Raw genomic sequence first — 19317 nt, 5'->3', positions numbered from 1 at the left:
GCCATGAAAAAAACAATGTACTCGCTTGCAGTCATTTTGCTCATCTCCTACACCGGCTTAGGTCAGATCGATTGCAGCAAGTACTATCCCATGCGGGAAGGAATGACTATGCAGTATACGAACTACAACAAAAAGGGGAAAAGTGAAGGAACGGTTAATTATTTAGTGTCGAATGTGAGCAACGAAGGCGGTATGACCAAGGCCGATATGAGCATGACCCTGAAAAATGAAAAAGGAAAAGAGGTGTTTACTTCGGATTACAGCATCCGATGCGAGGATGATAAGATAGCTATTGACTACAACTCATTGTTACCCGATAACATGATGGAACAAATGGGAAACATGGAGATGGAGGTCACCGGAACAGACATCGAATTACCCAATAGCCTGAATGTAGGAGATACCCTTTCGGATGCCAATGTCACTATGACCATGAGCATGGGCGGCATGAATATGAAAACCGAGATCTTTATCCTAAACAGGAAAGTTGAAAAGAAAGAAGTGATCAACACACCTGCCGGTGAATTCGACTGTTATGTGATCTACAGCGATACGCAGACCAGATCCATGGGAATCAACAGGACATTCCCGAGCCGCCAATGGCTGGCAGAAGGAATAGGAATGGTGAAACAAGAAAGCTATCAAAAGGACGGCGATCTGATAAATTCCACCCTCTTGACAGCATACTCTCAATAAAAAAAGGAATATTTACGTGATAGGGACCTCGGGATAATTATCTTTTTTACCCCAGCCCGGCAATTGCGGTCTCATCTTCCTCATAAGTGGCTTCCAGAGAATCTGTAGTTTGGGGTTGTTCGGCCTCTACTTCCAGGGCAGGGGTATCGGCCTGTTCTGCTACAGCATCTTCTGAACTCCACGACTCAAATTGTGAGTTCAGCAGCACTCCCAGGAAAAGGATCCCGAGCATGATGCTCTTGTGCGTGAATTGTGTTCTGATGCTTGACATTTTAGTTGTTCTTTAATTAGGTTGACTACTCTATAGACGCGTGAGACGGCTAATTGTTACAGTTACCGGCGTTAAAATGGTTTATCAAAGGGAAACCTGGGAAGTACCTACGCCCATTCCGCCTCAAAGAGCTCTGTAAAATGCCGCAGGAGTTTTTGGCGGACCTCCTCCATGGGCACTTCCTCCTTGCCCAGCTCGAGATTCAGGGAGGTGACGCCCTTGCCTTTGATCCCGCAGGGAATCATGAGGTCGAAATAGGAGAGATCCGTGTTGATATTGAAAGCAAAGCCATGCATGGTTACCCACCGGCTGGCCCTCACACCCATGGCACAGATCTTCCGGGCAAAGGGGGTACCTACATCCAGCCAGACCCCGGTCTCCCCTTTGGAGCGCTCCCCTTTTAAGCCGTAATCGGCCAGTGTGAGGATGATCATTTCTTCCAGTAATCTCAGGTATTTGTGAATGTCGGTAAAGAAATTGTCCAGGTCCAGGATGGGATAGCCCACGATCTGCCCCGGGCCGTGGTAGGTGATGTCCCCTCCCCGGTTGATCTTGTAGAATGTAGCCCCTTTTTCTTTCAAGCGTTCCTCACTGACCAGTAGATTGGAAATATCTCCACTCTTACCCAGGGTGTACACATGGGGGTGCTCCACGAATAAAAAGTGATTGGGAGTAGGCATAGTCAAGCCTTCCCGCCTGTTGCGGATCTTGATACCCAGGATCTCCTGAAACAAAGACTCCTGGTAATCCCAGGTCTCCTTGTAATCCTTTAATCCCAGGTCCTGTATGCCTACTTTTTTGTTCATAGGCTGCAAAGATACGCCTATCAGTTGGGATTATTCAAGATGATCAGGGCGGCAATCACCCCGGGGACCCATCCGCAGAGAGTCAGCAGGAAAACGATAAGAATAGACCCGCACCCCTTCCCGATAACCGCCAAGGGGGGAAAGAGAATAGCGAGCACAACGCGCCAAAAGCTCATGGCAAAGTGATTTTGATTGATGTATATTATCAGTATCCTTTTTTGAGTAATCGTTACAGTCCGATGCTTTTAATTTTTCAGGCCCGTACTCGATTTTCATTGAAACATTGCCCGTATCTGGCTATATTTGCAGCTCAATTTTGGGAATATGCAACTGTCTGAACAGGAAGTAGTACGGAGGGAAAAACTGGCCAAATTAAAGGAAATGGGGATCAACCCCTATCCCGCAGCCCTGTATCCCGTGGATACGAAGTCGACCCAGATCAAAAAGGAATACGAGGAGGGAAAAAAGGTGGTGATCGCAGGCCGACTCATGTCACGCCGGATCCAGGGAAAGGCCTCCTTTGCGGAGCTACAGGACAGTGAGGGCAGGATACAGGTATACTTCAACCGGGACGAGATCTGTACAGGGGAGGATAAGACCCTGTATAACGAGGTTTACAAGAAACTCCTGGACATTGGCGATATCATCGGGGTACATGGAACACTGTTTACTACTCAGGTGGGCGAAAAGACCGTCATGGTGAAACACTTCGACATCCTCAGCAAGGCCCTCAGGCCCCTGCCCCTGCCTAAAGTAGATGCCGAAGGCCATGTTTACGATGAATTCAACGACCCAGAACAAAGGTACCGCCAGCGGTATGTAGACCTGGTGGTCAACCCCAGGGTCAGGGAAACTTTTGTCAAAAGGACAAAGATCACCAACAGCATACGTGAATTCTTTAATGAGATGGGCTACCTGGAAGTGGAGACCCCTATCCTGCAACCCATCCCAGGGGGTGCCGCCGCCAGGCCTTTCGTGACACACCACAACGCCCTGAACATTCCCCTCTACCTCCGTATTGCCAACGAATTGTATCTCAAAAGGCTGATCGTAGGCGGTTTTGAAGGGGTCTACGAGTTTTCCAAGGATTTCAGGAACGAAGGAATGGACCGCACCCACAACCCCGAATTTACCGTCATGGAACTGTATGTGGCCTACAAGGATTACCACTGGATGATGGAGACCACGGAACGCCTTCTCGAAAAAGTGGCCCTGGACGCCCATAACAGTACCAAGGTAAAGGTGGGGAAGAAAGAGATCGACTTCAAAGCGCCCTATCCAAGGGTGCCCCTGCTTACGGCCATACAGGAACATACAGGCTACGACCTGCGCGGGATGAACGAAGAGGAAGTGCGGGAGGTAGCCAAAAAGCTCGATATAGAGATCGATGACAGTATGGGTAAGGGCAAGCTTATCGATGAGATCTTTGGGGAGAAATGCGAAATGCACTACATACAGCCTACATTCATCATCGACTATCCCAAAGAGATGAGTCCACTTACCAAAGAACACCGCTCCCACCCCGAACTCACCGAGCGCTTTGAGCTCATGGTGAACGGGAAGGAGATCGCCAATGCCTATTCTGAGCTGAATGATCCCATCGACCAGCGGGAACGTTTCGAAGAACAGTTGAAATTGTCCGAAAAAGGGGATGACGAGGCCATGTTTATAGACCAGGACTTCCTCAGGGCTTTGGAATACGGCATGCCCCCCACCTCCGGGATAGGGATAGGGATAGACCGACTGGTAATGCTGATGACCGACAACGCCTCTATCCAGGAAGTGCTGTTCTTTCCCCAGATGAGACCGGAGAAGAAGATTCCAGACCTCAGTGAGAATGAAAAGACCATTTTAAGCCTGTTAAAAGAGGAAAACCCCATTTCCCTGCCTTTGCTCAAAGAAAAGTCCGGATTGAGCAATAAAGCCTGGGATAAAGGGATGAAAGGATTGAATGCACACGGCCTGGCAAAAGTGGTCAAAGAGGGGGAAGATCTTCTCTGCACCCTGCTGTAGGGCCTTTCTCGACGAACTGCTTGTTAAAATTTTCTAAATTATTTATTTTCAAGGGTTTAACTCCCGTGCATCTCATCGAAAACCTGTTAATTTTTTAAATAAGAGCAGCAGCCTGACGTTTTATAAACATGGAACCTCAATTCTGTGTTTATGAAAAAAATCTACCTCCTGGGCCTTGGCCTGATATTTATTCTCGGCTGTTCTAAGGACGGCCTTACCGTCATCGACGACAACCCCGATGAAGGGGAATCCCTGAAAGCTTGCTTTGAGCTGAGTGCCACCACTTTGCGCGTAGGCGAGATGCTGACTATCAGCAACTGTTCGGAAGGGGCAACCTCTTATTCGTTTGATTTTGGAAACGGCACCAGCAGTGAGTTTGAAAACCCTACGGTCAGTTTCGAAGAAGGGGGAAGCTATACGATCACCCTGACGGTATCCGATGGGGAAGAGACCAAAACCCAAAGCAAATCGGTGACCGTAATGGTCATTGAAGCCTCCTACCTGTTCCCGGAGATCCCTTCCGGATTTACCGGTTTACCATTGGAGGCCGGCATCAACCCGGTCACCGGGAACCTCTATACCCTCGAACTCTACCAGGATAACGTTGGCGGCGGGGGTTCTAAATTCTTTTATCGCCAATTCGACGAGGAGTTTCAATACGCCTCCAACTACATCGCGGATAAGCCCTATAATTCAGGAAGCGGATTTGTGAATTTCTACCCGAGCGGAAAGATGAATTTTGTCTTCTCCAGGACCTTAGGCAGCCTGTATGGCACGCAGGAGGTTAATTACACCAGCGTTTGGACCTTGCTGAACGCCATCAGCAGTGCTACCAAGCACAGCTACGGTCAGCTACCCTCCGGGTCGGACTACCTTTACTTCGGCACCCAGGCAGATGGAGGCATCTACAAGACAGCGGTGGAAAAAAGGAATAGCACCGGAGATGCGTTTGCGGTTACGCTGAACGCCTTTGGCCCGGCCGACTCCATGATCGGGGATATGATCCCCGTAGACGGAGGCTATGTGGCTTACGGGGCAGTATTTACCAAAAACCTCACCCTGCCATATGTCTCTGACTACAAACCTCTCCTGGTCTTTATGGACGGAGACCTGAACGTGACCGGGCATGTCATCTACGAGAATACCTCCCTTACAGGAGCCGTATCGGATTGTAACGGATTTAATGGCAGTTACCAGCTCGCGGAGCTCTCCAACGGGAACCTTGTAATGTATGCCAACGGGGAATTGCGGGTCGCCGACGCTGCGGGAAATACTATACGCAAGGAATTCTACGAGGGTACTTCGAATATTCAAGCCTTGGTCTCCCTTGGAAATTCCTTCGTGATCTCCTCGGATGAGTACCTGCGGAAATTCAATACAGAAGGTGAGCAGACGGCCCAGGTAAAATACAACGGGAATTACCTGCCCGAACTCATCCTGAAGGACAACGACCTATACTTTATTGCGGGATTCGACCAGGAGGATGAGATAAAGATCTTCTACGGAGCCTGTGACAGTGATCTTTCGATCATTGATCTCACTCCGTAAAGGGTTGGTTGCCATGTTCGGAAAAGGGAGCGAATCGCTCCCTTTTTTATTTTCCAGACTAAAAAATAACCTCTAGATTAGGCCTAAAATACAACCTATGCCCTGGAGTAAAAAGATAGGCCTTTTCCTGGGACCTGCCCTTTTCCTCATCCTGATCAACCTTCCGGACCTTCTTCCCGGGAAGGAATACGCCAACGCGGTGATGGCCACGGCCCTTTGGATGGTAGTCTGGTGGATCACGGAAGCAGTATCCATTTCTGTAACAGCCTTGCTGCCGTTGATCCTCTTCCCGAGCCTGGATGTCATGGATATCACAGAGGTGGGCTCTAATTACGGCAGTCCGATCATCTTCCTTTTCTTCGGCGGTTTTGTGTTGGCCCTGGCGCTGGAGAAGGTGAATCTGCACAAGAGGATCGCCCTGAACATCATCCGCATTACCGGGACCACACCCAATAAGGTAGTACTGGGTTTTATGATCGCCACGGCCTCACTGAGCATGTGGATCAGCAATACGGCCAGTACGGTGGTCATGCTCCCCATTGCCATGTCTGTGATCCGCCTGCTGATCCACGACGAGGACGGTTTTACAAAAGACGACAGGAATTTTGCCCTCAGCGTAATGCTGGGGATCGCCTTTTCGGCCAACGCCGGTGGGATCGCCACGGTTATAGGGACGCCGCCCAACTCGGTACTTATTGGGTTACTGGAGAACCAGTACCAGATCGAGATCTCCTTCCTGAAATGGATGACCTTCGGCCTGCCCTTCTCGATCATCTTATTGCTGATCTGTTACTGGGTGCTGGTAAAATGGATGTTCCCCAACCGCCAATTGCAGTTCACAGCTTCCCGCGAGGTAATTCAGGCCGAACTGAAGAAACTGGGGCCCACTTCCGGGAAAGAGAAAATGGTTTTGGCCATTTTCGGGGTGACCGTCTTTCTATGGGTCTTCAGAACGGTCATAAATAGTATTTTCCCCTCCCTGGGACTTTCGGATACGATCATCTCCATGGTAGGAGCGGTTTCCCTGTTTGCACTGCCTTATAATTTGAAGAAAGGCGATTTTATCATTCAGTGGGGAGATACCAGTAAACTGGCCTGGGGAATCCTGATCCTGTTCGGCGGAGGTTTGGCGCTTGCGAACGGGATGTCGAGCAGTGGCCTGGTAGACGTTGTTTCCACCGCCATTGCCAACAGCGACTTCCCGGTCCTCCTGACTGCCTCCCTCCTGATCCTGTTAATGCTTTTTATGACTGAATTGATGAGCAACGTGGCCCTGGTCGCCGTCCTCGCCCCTGTGGTGGCTGGGATCGCCATCGGCCTGGACATCCCGATGCTGCACCTGTTGATCCCGGTCACCATAGCCAGTAGCTGCGCCTTTATGCTTCCCATGGCTACCCCTCCCAATGCGATTGTATTTGCCAGCGGGTATATTGAAGTTCAACAGATGGCCCGGGTGGGGATCGTCCTGAACCTGATCTCCGTGGTCCTTCTGGTGCTTATGTTCCAGTTTGTATTTCCCCTGCTTTTTTAAAAAAATATCCCCGAAAGGAGTCCTTTCGGGGATAGGTGATATCATTTACGGAGTTCTTACTTAGGAACCCATCCTGATTTCCTTCTCATAAGGGAGCATAAGTCCGCTTGTGGGAACCTGTTTGATAATGGCCAGGTCCAAATCCAACAATTCCTCGTCCTCGATATACTCGATGGAATGGATGTCGAAGAAGAAGCGATAGGGATCAAATCCCTCTGGCAAGTACTCCTTTGTATCGAAACCCAGGTCAATCGCTGCTTTTTCCTCAATATAGGACACGTGTCTGAAATCTGAAGGCGCTGCATAGGGGTTGAAGTCGACCGGCAAATAAGTCGCTGTATCGAAATCGAAACTGGCAGCTTCGTCCTCCTCGATAAAAAGGATGGAATCTACCTCCAAGTTGTACTCATTGCTCTTTTCCATGGCTGAGGTTTTCAGCACAAGACCGAGAAGGAGCATCGTAAAAACTAAAGTATATTGTGTATTCATAACGCTTTTATTGGTTTAATTTGACGCAAAGATATAACCCGAAAAGCCCGTTTTTATTGCCCTTGAGAAATGATTAACACTTTGTGGTATCAGCCTGAATAATGGTTTTCGCAATTTCTATAGATTTTTCTTATCAACTTGATAATTCGGGGGTTCCAAAGCGTATTTTACTGCATTCGGACGACCTTTTTCTTGCTACTAATGCAGTGGATTTTTAGGAGTTAAACTTTTGTTAAGTAAGCGCGAAACAGCTACAATTCCCTCAAAAGTGACCTCTTTTATCCATAAAAAAGCCCCGGCATCTCCGGGGCTTTTCAACTAACTAATTCAAATATCTCAATGAAATCCAAATCTCATTTAAAGATGCTTTACAGACTGTAAGGGTTAAAGTTGTCTGGGAGATAGAGGGACGTATCGAACCCCAGGTCCAAATCCTCTTCTTCTACATACACGATGGAATCCAGATCGAGATCCCTGGAATACGCATCGAATCCTTCAGGCAGCCAGTCTCTGGTATCGAAACCCAGGTCGATCTTCTCTTCTTCCATATAGGATATATCCATGAAATCTGAGGGAGAGGCGTATGGGTTGAATCCTTCTGGCAAAAATACTTTAAGGCTGCCGATGAGGATTTCTTCCTCCCTTTCCTCCAGATAGGGGATCGCGCTCAAATCTACATATGTCTTGTAGGGATCAAAGTTTTCAGGGAGGTAATCTCCTGTATCGAACCCCAGAGCGATAGATTCTTCCATTTCCTCAAAAGGGATGGAGGCGATATCGAGTTCTTGTGAGGCAGCCGATTCTTTAACCACTTCTATGAAGGCGTGATTTCGGATTTCCTCATGGGCCCTTATCTTTACTTTGAGGGTTACAGGCTTGATGAATTCCTGTGATTCGATCTGACTTTTTTCAGGTGATTGCGGCGTGGAGGTTATCCCCAGGAAAACCATTCCACATAGGATAAATAATTTGTTCATTTTTCGATTGATTGATGGTTGTGATTCTATGCTTATAAGACTTCTGAAAACACAAGATGTTACATAATTAGGGGATGTTTAACACTTTCACAGTCCGTAAAAATGACGATTTTCTTTGCACTTTAAGTTGTGTAATACCTTGTATATCTGAATGTTATCATGGTTGTGAGGATGCGGCCCTCAAAGGGTACTGCTTAAGAATTCCTTAACAGAAGCTTTGGTGATTTTTTCAGTTCTTTGGAAACTTCAAACTAATAAAAACCCAAAATGATTAAAAAATTACTCCCAAAAATCCTGTTGCTTCTGCTAATTGCCGGGTACTCCCAGACGGCTGAAGCTCAGCTATTCAAAAAGAAGAAAAAGACGGAGGCTGCTACCCCTGCCGCCAAGAGCAAAAAAGGCGATATTGAACCCTATGAAAAGGTCATTACCAAAGAAGCCGTTACGGATGACGGTCTTTTTAAAGTCCATACGGTAGACGATTCCCATTTTTACGAGATCCCGGATTCCCTTTTCAACAGGGAGATGCTGATGGTGAGCCGTATTTCGAAAACGGCTTCAGGGATAGGCTTTGGAGGCGGCAAGATCAATACACAGGTCCTCAGGTGGGAAAAGAAACCCAAAAAGGTCCTCCTTCGCGTCGTAAGTCACGATGTAGTGGCTGCAGATTCCCTGCCGGTGCACGAGGCCGTGGTCAATTCTAATTTTGAGCCCGTACTGTACGCCTTCGACATCAAGGCCTTTAAAAAGGATTCCCTGAACCCTGCAACGGTGATCGAGATCGATGAACTCTTTACCAAAGACGTGCAGGCCCTGGGTATGCCCGAAAGTTACAGGAAGCGCTATAAGGCAACCAGGCTCGATGACGGCAGGAGTTACCTGGAGTCCATTAAAAGCTATCCCCTGAACATTGAAGCCAGACATGTAAAGACCTACAATGCAGGCGAACCCCCTTCCAATGAAAGTCTTGGATCAATCTCTATAGAGATCAACAACTCTATGATCCTGTTGCCCAAAGAACCGATGAAAAGGCGCTATTTCGACAGGCGCGTGGGATGGTTCGCAAGAGGGCAGGTAGATTACGGCCTGGATGCGCAGGAGAGCAAAACGATCACCTATCTGGACCGATGGAGACTGGAGGTCAAAGAAGAGGACATGGAAAAATTCAAGAGGGGTGAACTGGTGGAGCCTAAAAAACCTATTGTTTACTACGTAGACCGCGCCACCCCAAAGCAATGGGTTCCCTACATCAAGCAGGGTATAGAGGACTGGCAGGTGGCCTTTGAAGCCGCCGGTTTTAAGAATGCGATCATTGCCAAGGACCCGCCTTCTCCTGAAGAAGATCCGGACTGGTCGCCCGAAGATGTGCGCTATTCGGTGGTGCGATACCTGGCCTCTCCAATTCCCAACGCGAACGGGCCTCATGTAAGTGACCCGAGAAGCGGGGAGATTCTCGAATCGGACATCAACTGGTACCACAATGTGATGACCCTGCTCAGGAACTGGTTCTTTGTACAGACTGCAGCCATCAATCCCGATGCCCGCGGAGTAGCCTTTAAGGACGAGGTCATGGGAAGGCTGATCCGGTTTGTCTCTTCCCACGAAGTAGGCCACACCCTGGGGCTGCCTCATAATATGGGCAGCAGTGTTGCTTATCCCGTAGATTCGCTCAGGTCTCCTTCCTTTACTAAAAAATACGGTACTGCCCCATCTATTATGGACTACGCCAGATTCAACTACGTAGCCCAGCCTGAGGACGGGGATGTGGCCCTGATGCCGAACATAGGAATCTACGACAAATACGCCATAAGCTGGGGATACCGGCCTATTCCAGACAAAACAGCGGAGGGAGAGAAACCCATCCTGGATTCATGGATCCTGGAACACGCGGGAGACCCCCTGTACCGATTCGGACACCAGCAGGCTGGTGATGTGGTAGATCCGAGCTCACAAACAGAAGATCTCGGTGACAATGCCATCCTGGCCAGCGAATACGGGATCATGAATCTCAAGCGCATCGTGCCTAACCTCATCGAATGGACCGAGGAGGAAGGGAAGAACTACGATGACCTGGAAACCCTCTACGGGCAGGTCCTGTCACAGTTTAACAGGTATATGGGTCATGTTTCCAATAACATCGGAGGGGTATACGAAAACCACAAGACCTATGATCAGGAAGGCCCGGTCTATACCTATGTGCCCAAAGAACACCAGGAAGAATGTGTTGCCTTCCTCCACGACCAGCTCTTCGAGACACCGGAATGGCTGATCGACAAGGACCTGTTTTCCAAAATAGAATACTCTGGTTCTGTAGAACGGTTAAGAGGGTTGCAGGAGCGCACGCTCAACAACCTGTTGAGTCTGGGTAAAATGGAAAGGCTGGTGGAGTATGAGGCCATGTATGGCAACGAGGCCTATACCCTGGTAGACCTGATGACGGATCTCCGGCAGGGGATCTGGTCAGAACTGAGGACGGGAAGGACCATTGATACCTATCGAAGAAACCTGCAGAAGGCGCATGTAGACCGACTCGAATATATCATGAACGCAGAAGACCAGCGGAAGTTACCCGACTTCGGAGGATACCGCAAGTCGACCGCGGTGACCATGAGCCAGTCAGACCTTAGGTCTATTGCACGAGCAGAACTTAACACCATCCAGACCGCTGCGCGTAATGCGGTAAACAGGACTTCCGACAGGATGAGCAAATACCACCTGCAGGATATAGCGGATCGCATAGAAAAGATCCTGGATCCCAGCTAGGACCTGAAAAACACACTCTTTAAAAGGTACCGTTTCCTCTGTGAACGGTACCTTTTTTATTTTGATCCCGCGGGTCGATTTTTCAGTTTACCACAACTTTTGGGCATTTTACCACAACCAAACGTGCAGCGGACAACATTCCCGGAAAACACCTTCTTTTAGGGCTTATATTAGACTTGTAATTAAAAATCCCCAGATCATGTCTTACAAAGTAAAAAGTCTTATCTACCTGATTTGTTTTATCGCCTCCGTTCTTATTTACGCTCAGATGGATTCATCCACCGGAGAAGTAACCCCCGGAGATAATCAACTGGTCCAGACTCAGGCCGATGAGCTTCAGGAAGATAAGGATAAAGCTCTGTAAGCAATTACCTAAATCATATCCCCAAATCACCTTCGAAAAGGCCTGCGATAAGTGCAGGCCTTTTTCATTTTCAGTAGGCACTTCACACAAGAGTTAAATCCGTCCTAATTTCCTCTGGCGTAGCTAAACCTTTCCACCTCTCTAAGGTCAAAAGGGAAATCACTAAATATAAAACACATGAAAAAAATCCTTATCGCTATGTTCACCATAGCCAGTTTGAGCGCCATGGCTCAGGACCGAAACCCACACAGGCCACAACATGACAAAGACCCATTGACACCGGAACAGGTGGCAACCCTGCAGACCAAACGAATGACCCTGGCGCTGGACCTGACCCAGGCCCAGCAGGAGCAGGTGCAGAAACTCCATCTGGAGAATGCGCGCCTCCGTACAGAGAAAATGGAGGAGTCACAAAAAGAACGCGATGACGCTCAGGGAAAAGACCTCAGTGCAGATGAAAGATTTTCAAGGGAAAGTGAGCGCCTGGATCACATGATCGCCCAAAAGGCCTCCATGAAAAAGATCCTGAACGGGGAACAGTTCGAAAAATGGGAAAAGAGCCTGCATCACAGGAAACACCGCGGACATCCTCATGAAAAGGATGGTAGAGGAAGACGATAAAAAAAGGGCCCCTGGGGCCCTTCTTCATTTTAGTTCCGGAGCGATCTGCCTTAGTGCCTCTATGGTGTAGTCGATATCTTCGTATGAAAGGGCATCGTTCAGGAAATAGCTTTCGAAAGCGCTGGGTGGAAGATAGATCCCTTTTGAGAGCATGCCGTGGAAATACGCCTTAAAAGTATCGTTATTCCCCCTTACGGCCCCATCGAAATCCACTACGGGTTCCCCTGTAAAATGCACAGAGATCATAGACCCAAAACGATTGATCTGATGGGTGATACCCGCTTCGGTAAGCACTCCGGATATTCCCTCGTGCAGGTACCGCGTTTTCTTCTCGAGACTCTCAAATACCTCAGGGTTCTCCTTCAGGGCGGTGAGCATGGCAAGGCCCGCACTCATGGCAAGGGGGTTGCCACTCAGGGTACCTGCCTGGTAAACCGGGCCTTCGGGAGCCAGGTAATCCATGATCTCACTCCTCGCGGCAAACGCTCCGACAGGCAATCCCCCACCGATCACCTTCCCGTAGGTAACCATGTCTGCCGGAATCCCGAGTACTTCCTGAGCACCTCCGGGCGCCAGTCTGAAACCTGTCATGACCTCGTCAAAGATGAGTAAGATCCCGGCCTTTGTACATCTTTCCCTCAAGCCCTTAATGAAATCGGTCTTAGGGATGATACAGCCCATATTACCTGCCACCGGCTCTATGATCACGGCGGCTATCTCTCCTTCATTGGCAGCGATGAGGTCATCCACGCTTTGCAGATCATTGTACCGGGCCAATAAGGTATCTTTTGCCGTACCCTGTGTAACCCCGGGACTGTTCGGGCTTCCAAAGGTAACGGCCCCGCTTCCTGCCTGTATGAGGAAGGAGTCTGCATGGCCGTGGTAACAACCTGCAAATTTGATTATCTTATCCTTACCTGTAAAACCCCTGGCCAGACGGATAGCGCTCATACAGGCCTCTGTTCCGCTGTTGACGAATCGGATCTTGTCTATGTTCGGTGCCATGGAAATCGCGAGCCTGGCCAATTCCGTTTCAATCTCTGTAGGCATCCCGAAAGACGTTCCTTTCTTCGCCTTTTCTACCACAGCCTCCAGGACGGGTTCATAGGCATGCCCAAGGATCAGTGGGCCCCAGGAGGAGATATAATCGATCAGGCGGTTGCCGTCGACGTCATAGAGGTAGGCACCTTTGGCCTCCTTTACAAAGATGGGTTCTCCCCCTACTGCCTTGAAAGCCCTGACCGGAGAGTTCACCCCCCCGGGAATATAACGCTGAGCCTCCCTGAAAAGGGCGCTGCTTCTTTGATATTTCATACTGCTATCTGATGTTGTTGGACTGTATTCTCAATTCCTGTCCGACGGAAATAATGTCGCCGTTCAAAGCGTTTAAGCGCTTCAACTCTTCCACGGTCAGGAAATAGCGACGCGAAATAGAATAGAGGGTATCCCCTTCCTGCACTATGTGGACCCTGTACTGGTCTGCTGAAGATCGCTTCGCAACCGCATAATCATTTTGCAACACGGCCCTGTCATATTCATACAGCCTGTATCGTTCGATAAAGTTGATCAGTTTCTGTGGATACTTCCTGTCTGTGGCGTAACCGGCTTGTTTGAGCCCATGGGCCCAGCCTTCATAATCGTCTTTCCTGAGTTCGAACAAAAAGGCGTATCTCGACCTGGTAGTAAGGAACAGGCTGTGGTCTCTGAAGGAATACATAGGGTGGTTGTATTTCCTGAAACACTCCCCCGCCTCATCGTCATCGTGGAGAGCATAGGGTCCTTCCCATCCCGTATGGCACTTGATCCCGAAATGATTATTGGTCTTCAGGGTGAGTTCCCCACGGCCGAAACCACTTTCCAGGATCCCCTGTGCAAGGGTGATACTGGCAGGGATCCCATAGGCCTTCATCTCATTCTGGGCAATCTCCGAAAATGTATCTATGTAGTCCTCTATGGACGCGATGGGGAATTCCATGAATCTCCCCGAATCTTCCGGCATGGGATGCAGGTCGCTTTCTGCCTTGTAGGTCTCCGTTACCGAAGTAGATTTCTGCCCCTTGGAGTACGTCGTGCGCTTCTTGGTACCACATCCCGAGATGAGTACAAGCAGAGCACAGGTAAAAAAAATCTTCCTCATACAGTGAGCAAAGGTAAGTTCTTTTTTTTCAAAATGCCATTCATTCCCATGATACCCTGCAGTCCGCCCGTATGGATCGCAAGGATACGGGTCCCCTTATCGAAATCCCCTTTCCTCACCATGTCCAGGAGTCCGAACATCATTTTACCGGTGTACACAGGGTCGAGCGGGATACCGGTCTCGTCCTTAAAGTTATTGATAAAACGGATCAGCTCTCCGGTCACCTTCCCGTATCCCCCGAAGGAGTAGTCCGTGGTCAAAGACCAGTTGCTGCGAGGGGTAAGTTCCTTGAGGTCGCTGTTCAGGAAATCGCCTTTTAATGCTGGAAATCCCAACACCTTCTGGTGGTCCCAGGCGGCTATGCTGATCCCGGCCAGTGTACCCCCGGTCCCCACAGCACAACAAATGACATCAAAGCTTTCATCCTCCGGTTGCAGGATTTCTTCGCACCCCCTGATCCCAAGGAGGTTTGTTCCGCCTTCGGGAATAGAATAGAATAGGCCGTATTTCTTTTGAAGTTTCTCCTGAAATGAGCTTGTCTCCTTGGCACGATAAGCCTGCCGAGTTACAAATTCGAATTGCATGCCCCATTCTGAGGCGGTTTTAAGCGTGGGGTTGTCCTGCCAGGAATCTGCCAGTTCTTCCCCCCGGATAATCCCAATGGATTTCAGATCGTGATTTGAAGCTGCATAGGCCACAGCAGGGATATGGTTGGAATAGGCCCCTCCGAAGGTCAGCAGGGTTGACAGGCCCAGCTTTTTTGCTTCTTCCAGGTTGTACTTCAATTTGCGGAACTTGTTGCCGGAAAGCAAGGGATGTATCATATCCTCCCTCCTTATACTAAGGGTGATCTGCCCATCCTTGAGAAGGGGAAGGTGTATTTCCTGCGTGGGTGTTTTCAAGAGGGTTCCGTTACTTCCTCCAAAGATAACGCGTAAAGGCGAACCTTTTTCGTCTGTCGAGATAGGTAGGGTCCGACTCATGGGAGTACGCCTCCCTTTCAAAACTCAGGTTGCGATAGGCCTTATAGGAATTGAGATACCAGCAGGTTTTCAGGGACCATTCCAGAAGGTACCAGAAATAGAATGGCAGGATGAAGAGCTCTTCCTGCTGTCGCAGGTGAATGCGCTCGTGATTGATAAGCACCCTGTCCTGGCTTAACTCCGGGTTTTTCAGAATGATAAAAGGCCAAAGGGAAAGACCCACGTAATTCCTGTAAAAAAAATACTTGCTGATGATAACCATGAATATCCGTGTCCTTGGGTTAAAAATAAAGTCTTTTCTCACATTTTGGCAAATACGTACGATGAAATACCCACAAACAGGGGTGAGTTCAGATCCCAACCCCTCTTCCCATAAGCTATGGCCTCAGGGGAACCTCTCCGTAGTTTATTAACATGAAAACCCGTAATTTTGTAAGAGGTTGAATGAAGAATCAGGCGTGAAAAAGATCATACCGCTGGAAGAAGGGGATTATTACCTTTCTGAAGAAGGATATAAAGTGTTTACCAAACAGTATCTCTTAAAAAGAGGGTATTGCTGTGAAAGCAACTGCAGGCATTGTCCCTACGGTTTCGACCCCAGAGTTAAAAGGCGCTGATCAATGGAGGTTCGGCATGATATTTGAGCATTTTTTTACGTTCCTTACCCCTAAAATACTGTACTTATGAAAAAGAAGATTTTATTATTACTGCCACTTGCCGTGCTGATGCTGGCAAGTTCATGTGTTTCTGTCAGAGTGGTCGCGGATTACGACCGGAACGCAGATTTTAATTCATACCAAAGCTATGCCTTTTACAAGACCGGGATAGACAAGGCAATGATCTCAGACCTCGACAAGAAGCGTATCCTCAGGGCCATAGAAACGGAAATGGCCAATAAGGGGTTTGTAAAATCAGAAAGTCCGGATCTGGTAGTCAGCATTTTCACCAAAGAACGCGAACGGGTTGATGTGTACAACAACGCCGGCTGGGGCTGGGGCTGGGGTTGGGGATGGGGATGGGGTCCCGGTTGGGGCTACTGGAATCCCTGGATGTGGGGCGGACCCGGTTGGGGAAACAATGTGAGTACCCGGACGGAAGGTTCCCTCTATATCGACCTTATCGATGCCAAGACGAAGGAACTTATCTGGCAGGGCCGGGGTGTTGGTACCCTCAATAACATAAACAATATTGAGAAGAAGGAAGAGAGGATACGGGAATTTGTCTCAGAGATCATGGAACGCTACCCCCCGAATACCCCGCCTTCAAGCTAAACTGAAAACCGCCTTCAAGGGCGGTTTTTTTATGGGAGATGTCTCACACACTAGCTTTCAGCAAGCCCATTAATCATGAAATTATCCCCCTGATTTCGTACCTTTGAAGGTGAACTAAAACCCGTCATATGAGCTACCAGAGCAATCCCATCCTGGATAAATTGCCCAAGCATCTGAAGCAGTATATCAAACCCCAGAATTATGAGGAATACACCGCTATAGATCAGGCCGTATGGAGATATGTGATGCGGAAGAACGTTGACTATCTCAGCAAGGTGGCCCACGATTCCTATGTGGATGGACTAAAGAAAACGGGGATCTCCATAGACCACATCCCCAACATGTACGGGATGAACCGGATTTTGAAGGAGATCGGATGGGCGGCCGTTGCCGTAGATGGTTTCATACCCCCTTCGGCCTTTATGGAGTTTCAGGCGTATAACGTCCTGGTAATCGCAGGGGATATTCGCCAGCTCGAACACATCGAATACACCCCCGCCCCGGACATCATACACGAAGGGGCCGGGCATGCGCCTATCATTGCAAATCCTGAATATGCTGAATACCTCAGGAGGTTCGGAGAAATAGGGAGCAAGGCGCTTTCCAATTCAAAAGACCACGAATTGTACGAGGCGGTAAGACACCTCTCCATCATCAAGGAAGCCCCGGGAACCCCTGAGGAAACCATTGAGGAAGCGGAGAAGAAGATAGAAGAGCTCCAGAACAACATGGGGGAACCCAGTGAGATCGCCCTGATCAGAAATCTGCACTGGTGGACCGTAGAATACGGCCTGATCGGCACCCTGGACCATCCCAGGATCTACGGGGCAGGCCTGCTTTCCTCCATAGGTGAAAGCGCCTGGTGCATGACAGACAAGGTAAAAAAAGTGCCCTATTCCATTGAGGCGGCCCATACGTCCTTCGACATTACAAAGCCACAGCCACAGTTGTTCGTGACCCCTGACTTCGCTTACCTGAGTCAGGTTCTGGAAGAATTCGCCAACACCATGGCCCTTCGCAAAGGAGGGCTGGACGGGGTTAAAAAGGCGATCTCCTCCAGGGAACTCTGCACCGTGGAACTGAGTACCGGCCTGCAGATCTCAGGATCCTTTACACAGGTCATTGAACATCAGAGCCTCCCGGTCTACATACAGACCACGGGGGCCACCGCCCTGGCCTATCGCGAAAAGGAACTCGTGGGCCACAGCACCAAGAACCATCCCGATGGTTTTGGCTCGCCCATTGGAAAATTAAAAGGGATCAACCTCGCCATAGAGGATATGAGTCCGCGCGACCTCAAAGCCTACAACATTTACGAAGGGGAACGAAAGATCCTGGAATTCGAGGGGGGCATCAAGGTAGAAGGGGAGATCATCACCGGTACCCGAAATCTGAGAGGGGAGATCATCCTGATCACCTTTAAGGACTGCACCGTGACCCATGGGGATACCGTACTTTTTGAACCTTCTTACGGCCTTTACCACATGGCCGTAGGAGACAAGATCGTTTCTGCCTTCAATGGCCCTGCCGACCTGTCGAGTTTCGACCTCATCACCCATAAGGTGACCAGTACGACCATCAAACCCGTCATCTCCCCCGAACGCAAAAAACTGCAGCAACTCTATCAGCAGATCAGGGAATTCCGTGAGGGTACCAATACCACAATCTCAAGGAACAAGGTCTTTAAGGAACTAAAAGAAAACTATCCGCAAGACTGGTTGCTTTCCGTGGAACTTTACGAGCTCGCAAGGAACAATCGGGATGAAGAATTTGCCAGTGAGATCTTTGACCACCTCCAGGAAGTAAAACAGGAACATCCGGACCTCGGGCACCTCATCGATGACGGTATCAGCCTGGTAGATGCTGTAAAAGTGACCTCATAGGCCCGACCCGAAAGTCATAAAGGGATATTCCTTCTTCAGGTCTTTTATTTTCTCAGCGAGATCCGCCTTAAACGTTTTATATTCTAGAGAATCAGGGTAAAAAGGCCTGTGCTGCATACCCCTGCGGATCTCTCCCACCCTGGTCATAACCGGCTCATCGGCAGGGATGATACAGGATTCCCTGAACCGTTCCCAAATGTAGTCGACCGCCAATGTGTTGGGATGCAGCATATCGGCTTCGTAGAAACGGTAGTCCCTTAGTTCGTCCATCAGGAGTTCATAGGCCGGAAAATAGAAAACACCCCTGTCCTCGAATTCTTCAAGGAGCTGATGCAGGGCCACAAAGAGGTGCGACTTGCTCCTCTGGTTTTCGACAAAACCATCTTTACTGTGCCTTACCGGAGAGACGGTGAAGATGACCGAGATACCCGGGTTGATCTTAAAAAGATCGGATAGCGCCTTTCGGAGTTCTTTCAGGATCTCATCGGGTGAGGCAAGGACCTTTTCAAATTCCTTTTGGGGTACTTTATGGCAGTTGGCCACCCATTGGCCATTGTCCTTTCGGATGTAACCCCAGGCAGTACCCAGGGTGATCACCAGATGGGAGATCCCTGAAAGCAGTTCCCCGGTCTCCTCGATTCTCCTGTTGAGGGTTTTGATCAGTTCCTCCCTAGCGGGGTTGCTCAGGTCCGAATGGACCTCATGAGAATGCCACCTTTCCCGGTGGTAAAAACAATCCTCTTCCCTGAAATAACGCCTTGTAAGAGCCCTGTCGAGAAGGTTTGCGATCGCCCTGGGTTGAAAAAGGGTACCAAAGGGGTTGAGGGTGTTCCGGAACTGATAATGGGATAGTTTTCCCCCTATGTGCCCTGCAAAACAGGAACCCAGCAGCAGGACCTTTCCCTGATAAGAGATCGGTTGAGGGTGGTGTGGCAGTGTAAGCCGGGTCTGGAGTTCCATGGGG

At 49.2% G+C, this 19317-nt stretch carries 20 protein-coding genes; 10 read left to right on the top strand and 10 right to left on the bottom strand.

Translation table 11 applies throughout. The features are described 5' to 3' along the window. The first annotated feature begins 3 nt into the window (after positions 1–3). Positions 4–696 carry a TapB family protein gene (locus tag GWK09_RS14510; RefSeq protein ID WP_204260481.1) on the top strand — a complete coding sequence of 231 codons (693 nt, stop codon included), beginning with the start codon at positions 4–6 and terminating at the stop codon, positions 694–696. A gap of 46 nt (positions 697–742) precedes the next feature. Here GWK09_RS14510 and GWK09_RS14505 read toward each other — a convergent pair whose 3' ends face one another. The 3 genes from GWK09_RS14505 to GWK09_RS14495 all read right to left on the bottom strand — a co-directional run bounded on the left by GWK09_RS14505 (position 743) and on the right by GWK09_RS14495 (position 1949). Continuing rightward, entirely contained in the window at positions 743–967 is a 225-nt protein-coding gene (locus GWK09_RS14505; protein WP_163694191.1) for a hypothetical protein, read from the bottom strand. 107 nt (positions 968–1074) lie between these two features. Continuing rightward, a complete protein-coding gene (lipB, locus tag GWK09_RS14500) occupies positions 1075–1773 on the bottom strand; it encodes a lipoyl(octanoyl) transferase LipB (protein WP_163694190.1) in 699 nt (232 codons plus the stop codon). Positions 1774–1793: 20 nt separating this feature from the next. Next, complete coding sequence (locus GWK09_RS14495) at positions 1794–1949, bottom strand: YqaE/Pmp3 family membrane protein (RefSeq protein WP_163694189.1); 156 nt, start codon at positions 1947–1949, stop codon at positions 1794–1796. Positions 1950–2097: 148 nt separating this feature from the next. Here GWK09_RS14495 and lysS point away from each other — a divergent pair, with 148 nt between their 5' ends. The 3 genes from lysS to GWK09_RS14480 all read left to right on the top strand — a co-directional run bounded on the left by lysS (position 2098) and on the right by GWK09_RS14480 (position 6865). Further along, a complete protein-coding gene (gene lysS / locus GWK09_RS14490; protein ID WP_163694188.1) occupies positions 2098–3786 on the top strand; it encodes a lysine--tRNA ligase in 1689 nt (562 codons plus the stop codon). 150 nt (positions 3787–3936) lie between these two features. After that, complete coding sequence (locus GWK09_RS14485; RefSeq protein ID WP_163694187.1) at positions 3937–5334, top strand: PKD domain-containing protein; 1398 nt, start codon at positions 3937–3939, stop codon at positions 5332–5334. Positions 5335–5431: 97 nt separating this feature from the next. Continuing rightward, a complete protein-coding gene (locus GWK09_RS14480) occupies positions 5432–6865 on the top strand; it encodes an SLC13 family permease (RefSeq protein ID WP_163694186.1) in 1434 nt (477 codons plus the stop codon). A 60-nt stretch (positions 6866–6925) separates the two neighbouring features. On the opposite strand, the gene GWK09_RS14475 is transcribed toward GWK09_RS14480, so the two are convergent. After that, complete coding sequence (locus tag GWK09_RS14475) at positions 6926–7354, bottom strand: hypothetical protein (RefSeq protein ID WP_163694185.1); 429 nt, start codon at positions 7352–7354, stop codon at positions 6926–6928. A 368-nt stretch (positions 7355–7722) separates the two neighbouring features. Further along, entirely contained in the window at positions 7723–8331 is a 609-nt protein-coding gene (locus GWK09_RS14470; RefSeq protein WP_163694184.1) for a hypothetical protein, read from the bottom strand. Between the two features lie 267 nt (positions 8332–8598). On the opposite strand from GWK09_RS14470, the gene GWK09_RS14465 reads away from it, so the two are divergent. The 3 genes from GWK09_RS14465 (at position 8599) to GWK09_RS14455 (ending at position 12079) form a co-directional block, all read left to right on the top strand. After that, positions 8599–11094 carry a zinc-dependent metalloprotease gene (locus GWK09_RS14465; RefSeq protein WP_163694183.1) on the top strand — a complete coding sequence of 832 codons (2496 nt, stop codon included), beginning with the start codon at positions 8599–8601 and terminating at the stop codon, positions 11092–11094. Positions 11095–11293: 199 nt separating this feature from the next. Continuing rightward, positions 11294–11458: a hypothetical protein gene (locus GWK09_RS14460; protein WP_163694182.1), complete on the top strand. Its 165-nt coding sequence runs from the start codon at positions 11294–11296 to the stop codon at positions 11456–11458. 177 nt (positions 11459–11635) lie between these two features. Continuing rightward, complete coding sequence (locus tag GWK09_RS14455; RefSeq protein WP_163694181.1) at positions 11636–12079, top strand: hypothetical protein; 444 nt, start codon at positions 11636–11638, stop codon at positions 12077–12079. 24 nt (positions 12080–12103) lie between these two features. Here the strand turns inward: GWK09_RS14455 and hemL are convergent, their stop codons facing one another. From hemL to GWK09_RS14435, 4 genes are read right to left on the bottom strand one after another with little or no spacing between them, the layout of a single operon-like run. Further along, the gene (gene hemL, locus GWK09_RS14450; protein WP_163694180.1) at positions 12104–13393 is read right to left on the bottom strand and encodes a glutamate-1-semialdehyde 2,1-aminomutase; all 1290 of its coding nucleotides are present in this window, start codon (positions 13391–13393) and stop codon (positions 12104–12106) included. Between the two features lie 4 nt (positions 13394–13397). Then, positions 13398–14216: a glucosaminidase domain-containing protein gene (locus GWK09_RS14445; RefSeq protein ID WP_163694179.1), complete on the bottom strand. Its 819-nt coding sequence runs from the start codon at positions 14214–14216 to the stop codon at positions 13398–13400. Beyond that, entirely contained in the window at positions 14213–15118 is a 906-nt protein-coding gene (locus GWK09_RS14440) for a 1-aminocyclopropane-1-carboxylate deaminase/D-cysteine desulfhydrase (RefSeq protein WP_239530958.1), read from the bottom strand. The genes GWK09_RS14445 and GWK09_RS14440 overlap by 4 nt, the downstream gene beginning before the upstream one ends. A gap of 10 nt (positions 15119–15128) precedes the next feature. Then, positions 15129–15503: a hypothetical protein gene (locus tag GWK09_RS14435; RefSeq protein ID WP_317174546.1), complete on the bottom strand. Its 375-nt coding sequence runs from the start codon at positions 15501–15503 to the stop codon at positions 15129–15131. A 154-nt stretch (positions 15504–15657) separates the two neighbouring features. Here GWK09_RS14435 and GWK09_RS14430 point away from each other — a divergent pair, with 154 nt between their 5' ends. The 3 genes from GWK09_RS14430 to GWK09_RS14420 all read left to right on the top strand — a co-directional run bounded on the left by GWK09_RS14430 (position 15658) and on the right by GWK09_RS14420 (position 18353). Then, on the top strand, positions 15658–15816 hold the full coding sequence (locus GWK09_RS14430; protein ID WP_163694177.1) for a DUF5522 domain-containing protein: 159 nt from the start codon (positions 15658–15660) through the stop codon (positions 15814–15816). Between the two features lie 66 nt (positions 15817–15882). Then, the gene (locus GWK09_RS14425) at positions 15883–16470 is read left to right on the top strand and encodes a DUF4136 domain-containing protein (protein WP_163694176.1); all 588 of its coding nucleotides are present in this window, start codon (positions 15883–15885) and stop codon (positions 16468–16470) included. A gap of 128 nt (positions 16471–16598) precedes the next feature. Next, positions 16599–18353 carry an aromatic amino acid hydroxylase gene (locus GWK09_RS14420; RefSeq protein ID WP_163694175.1) on the top strand — a complete coding sequence of 585 codons (1755 nt, stop codon included), beginning with the start codon at positions 16599–16601 and terminating at the stop codon, positions 18351–18353. On the opposite strand, the gene GWK09_RS14415 is transcribed toward GWK09_RS14420, so the two are convergent. Next, positions 18348–19313: a GSCFA domain-containing protein gene (locus GWK09_RS14415; RefSeq protein WP_163694174.1), complete on the bottom strand. Its 966-nt coding sequence runs from the start codon at positions 19311–19313 to the stop codon at positions 18348–18350. The two genes, GWK09_RS14420 and GWK09_RS14415, sit on opposite strands and share 6 nt — an antisense overlap. Between the last annotated feature and the right edge of the window lie 4 nt (positions 19314–19317).

This window comes from Muriicola jejuensis, assembly GCF_010671595.1.
GTDB lineage: Bacteria > Bacteroidota > Bacteroidia > Flavobacteriales > Flavobacteriaceae > Muriicola > Muriicola jejuensis.
This window is presented reverse-complemented; position numbering and strand designations above follow the sequence as displayed.

Bases quoted from the DNA above. Each gene is read 5' to 3' on its own strand.
- GWK09_RS14510 (WP_204260481.1), top strand. From the start codon at position 4: ATGAAAAAAACAATGTACTCGCTTGCAGTCATTTTGCTCATCTCCTAC.
- GWK09_RS14505 (WP_163694191.1), bottom strand. From the start codon at position 967: ATGTCAAGCATCAGAACACAATTCACGCACAAGAGCATCATGCTCGGG.
- lipB (WP_163694190.1), bottom strand. From the start codon at position 1,773: ATGAACAAAAAAGTAGGCATACAGGACCTGGGATTAAAGGATTACAAG.
- GWK09_RS14495 (WP_163694189.1), bottom strand. From the start codon at position 1,949: ATGAGCTTTTGGCGCGTTGTGCTCGCTATTCTCTTTCCCCCCTTGGCG.
- lysS (WP_163694188.1), top strand. From the start codon at position 2,098: ATGCAACTGTCTGAACAGGAAGTAGTACGGAGGGAAAAACTGGCCAAA.
- GWK09_RS14485 (WP_163694187.1), top strand. From the start codon at position 3,937: ATGAAAAAAATCTACCTCCTGGGCCTTGGCCTGATATTTATTCTCGGC.
- GWK09_RS14480 (WP_163694186.1), top strand. From the start codon at position 5,432: ATGCCCTGGAGTAAAAAGATAGGCCTTTTCCTGGGACCTGCCCTTTTC.
- GWK09_RS14475 (WP_163694185.1), bottom strand. From the start codon at position 7,354: ATGAATACACAATATACTTTAGTTTTTACGATGCTCCTTCTCGGTCTT.
- GWK09_RS14470 (WP_163694184.1), bottom strand. From the start codon at position 8,331: ATGAACAAATTATTTATCCTATGTGGAATGGTTTTCCTGGGGATAACC.
- GWK09_RS14465 (WP_163694183.1), top strand. From the start codon at position 8,599: ATGATTAAAAAATTACTCCCAAAAATCCTGTTGCTTCTGCTAATTGCC.
- GWK09_RS14460 (WP_163694182.1), top strand. From the start codon at position 11,294: ATGTCTTACAAAGTAAAAAGTCTTATCTACCTGATTTGTTTTATCGCC.
- GWK09_RS14455 (WP_163694181.1), top strand. From the start codon at position 11,636: ATGAAAAAAATCCTTATCGCTATGTTCACCATAGCCAGTTTGAGCGCC.
- hemL (WP_163694180.1), bottom strand. From the start codon at position 13,393: ATGAAATATCAAAGAAGCAGCGCCCTTTTCAGGGAGGCTCAGCGTTAT.
- GWK09_RS14445 (WP_163694179.1), bottom strand. From the start codon at position 14,216: ATGAGGAAGATTTTTTTTACCTGTGCTCTGCTTGTACTCATCTCGGGA.
- GWK09_RS14425 (WP_163694176.1), top strand. From the start codon at position 15,883: ATGAAAAAGAAGATTTTATTATTACTGCCACTTGCCGTGCTGATGCTG.
- GWK09_RS14420 (WP_163694175.1), top strand. From the start codon at position 16,599: ATGAGCTACCAGAGCAATCCCATCCTGGATAAATTGCCCAAGCATCTG.
- GWK09_RS14415 (WP_163694174.1), bottom strand. From the start codon at position 19,313: ATGGAACTCCAGACCCGGCTTACACTGCCACACCACCCTCAACCGATC.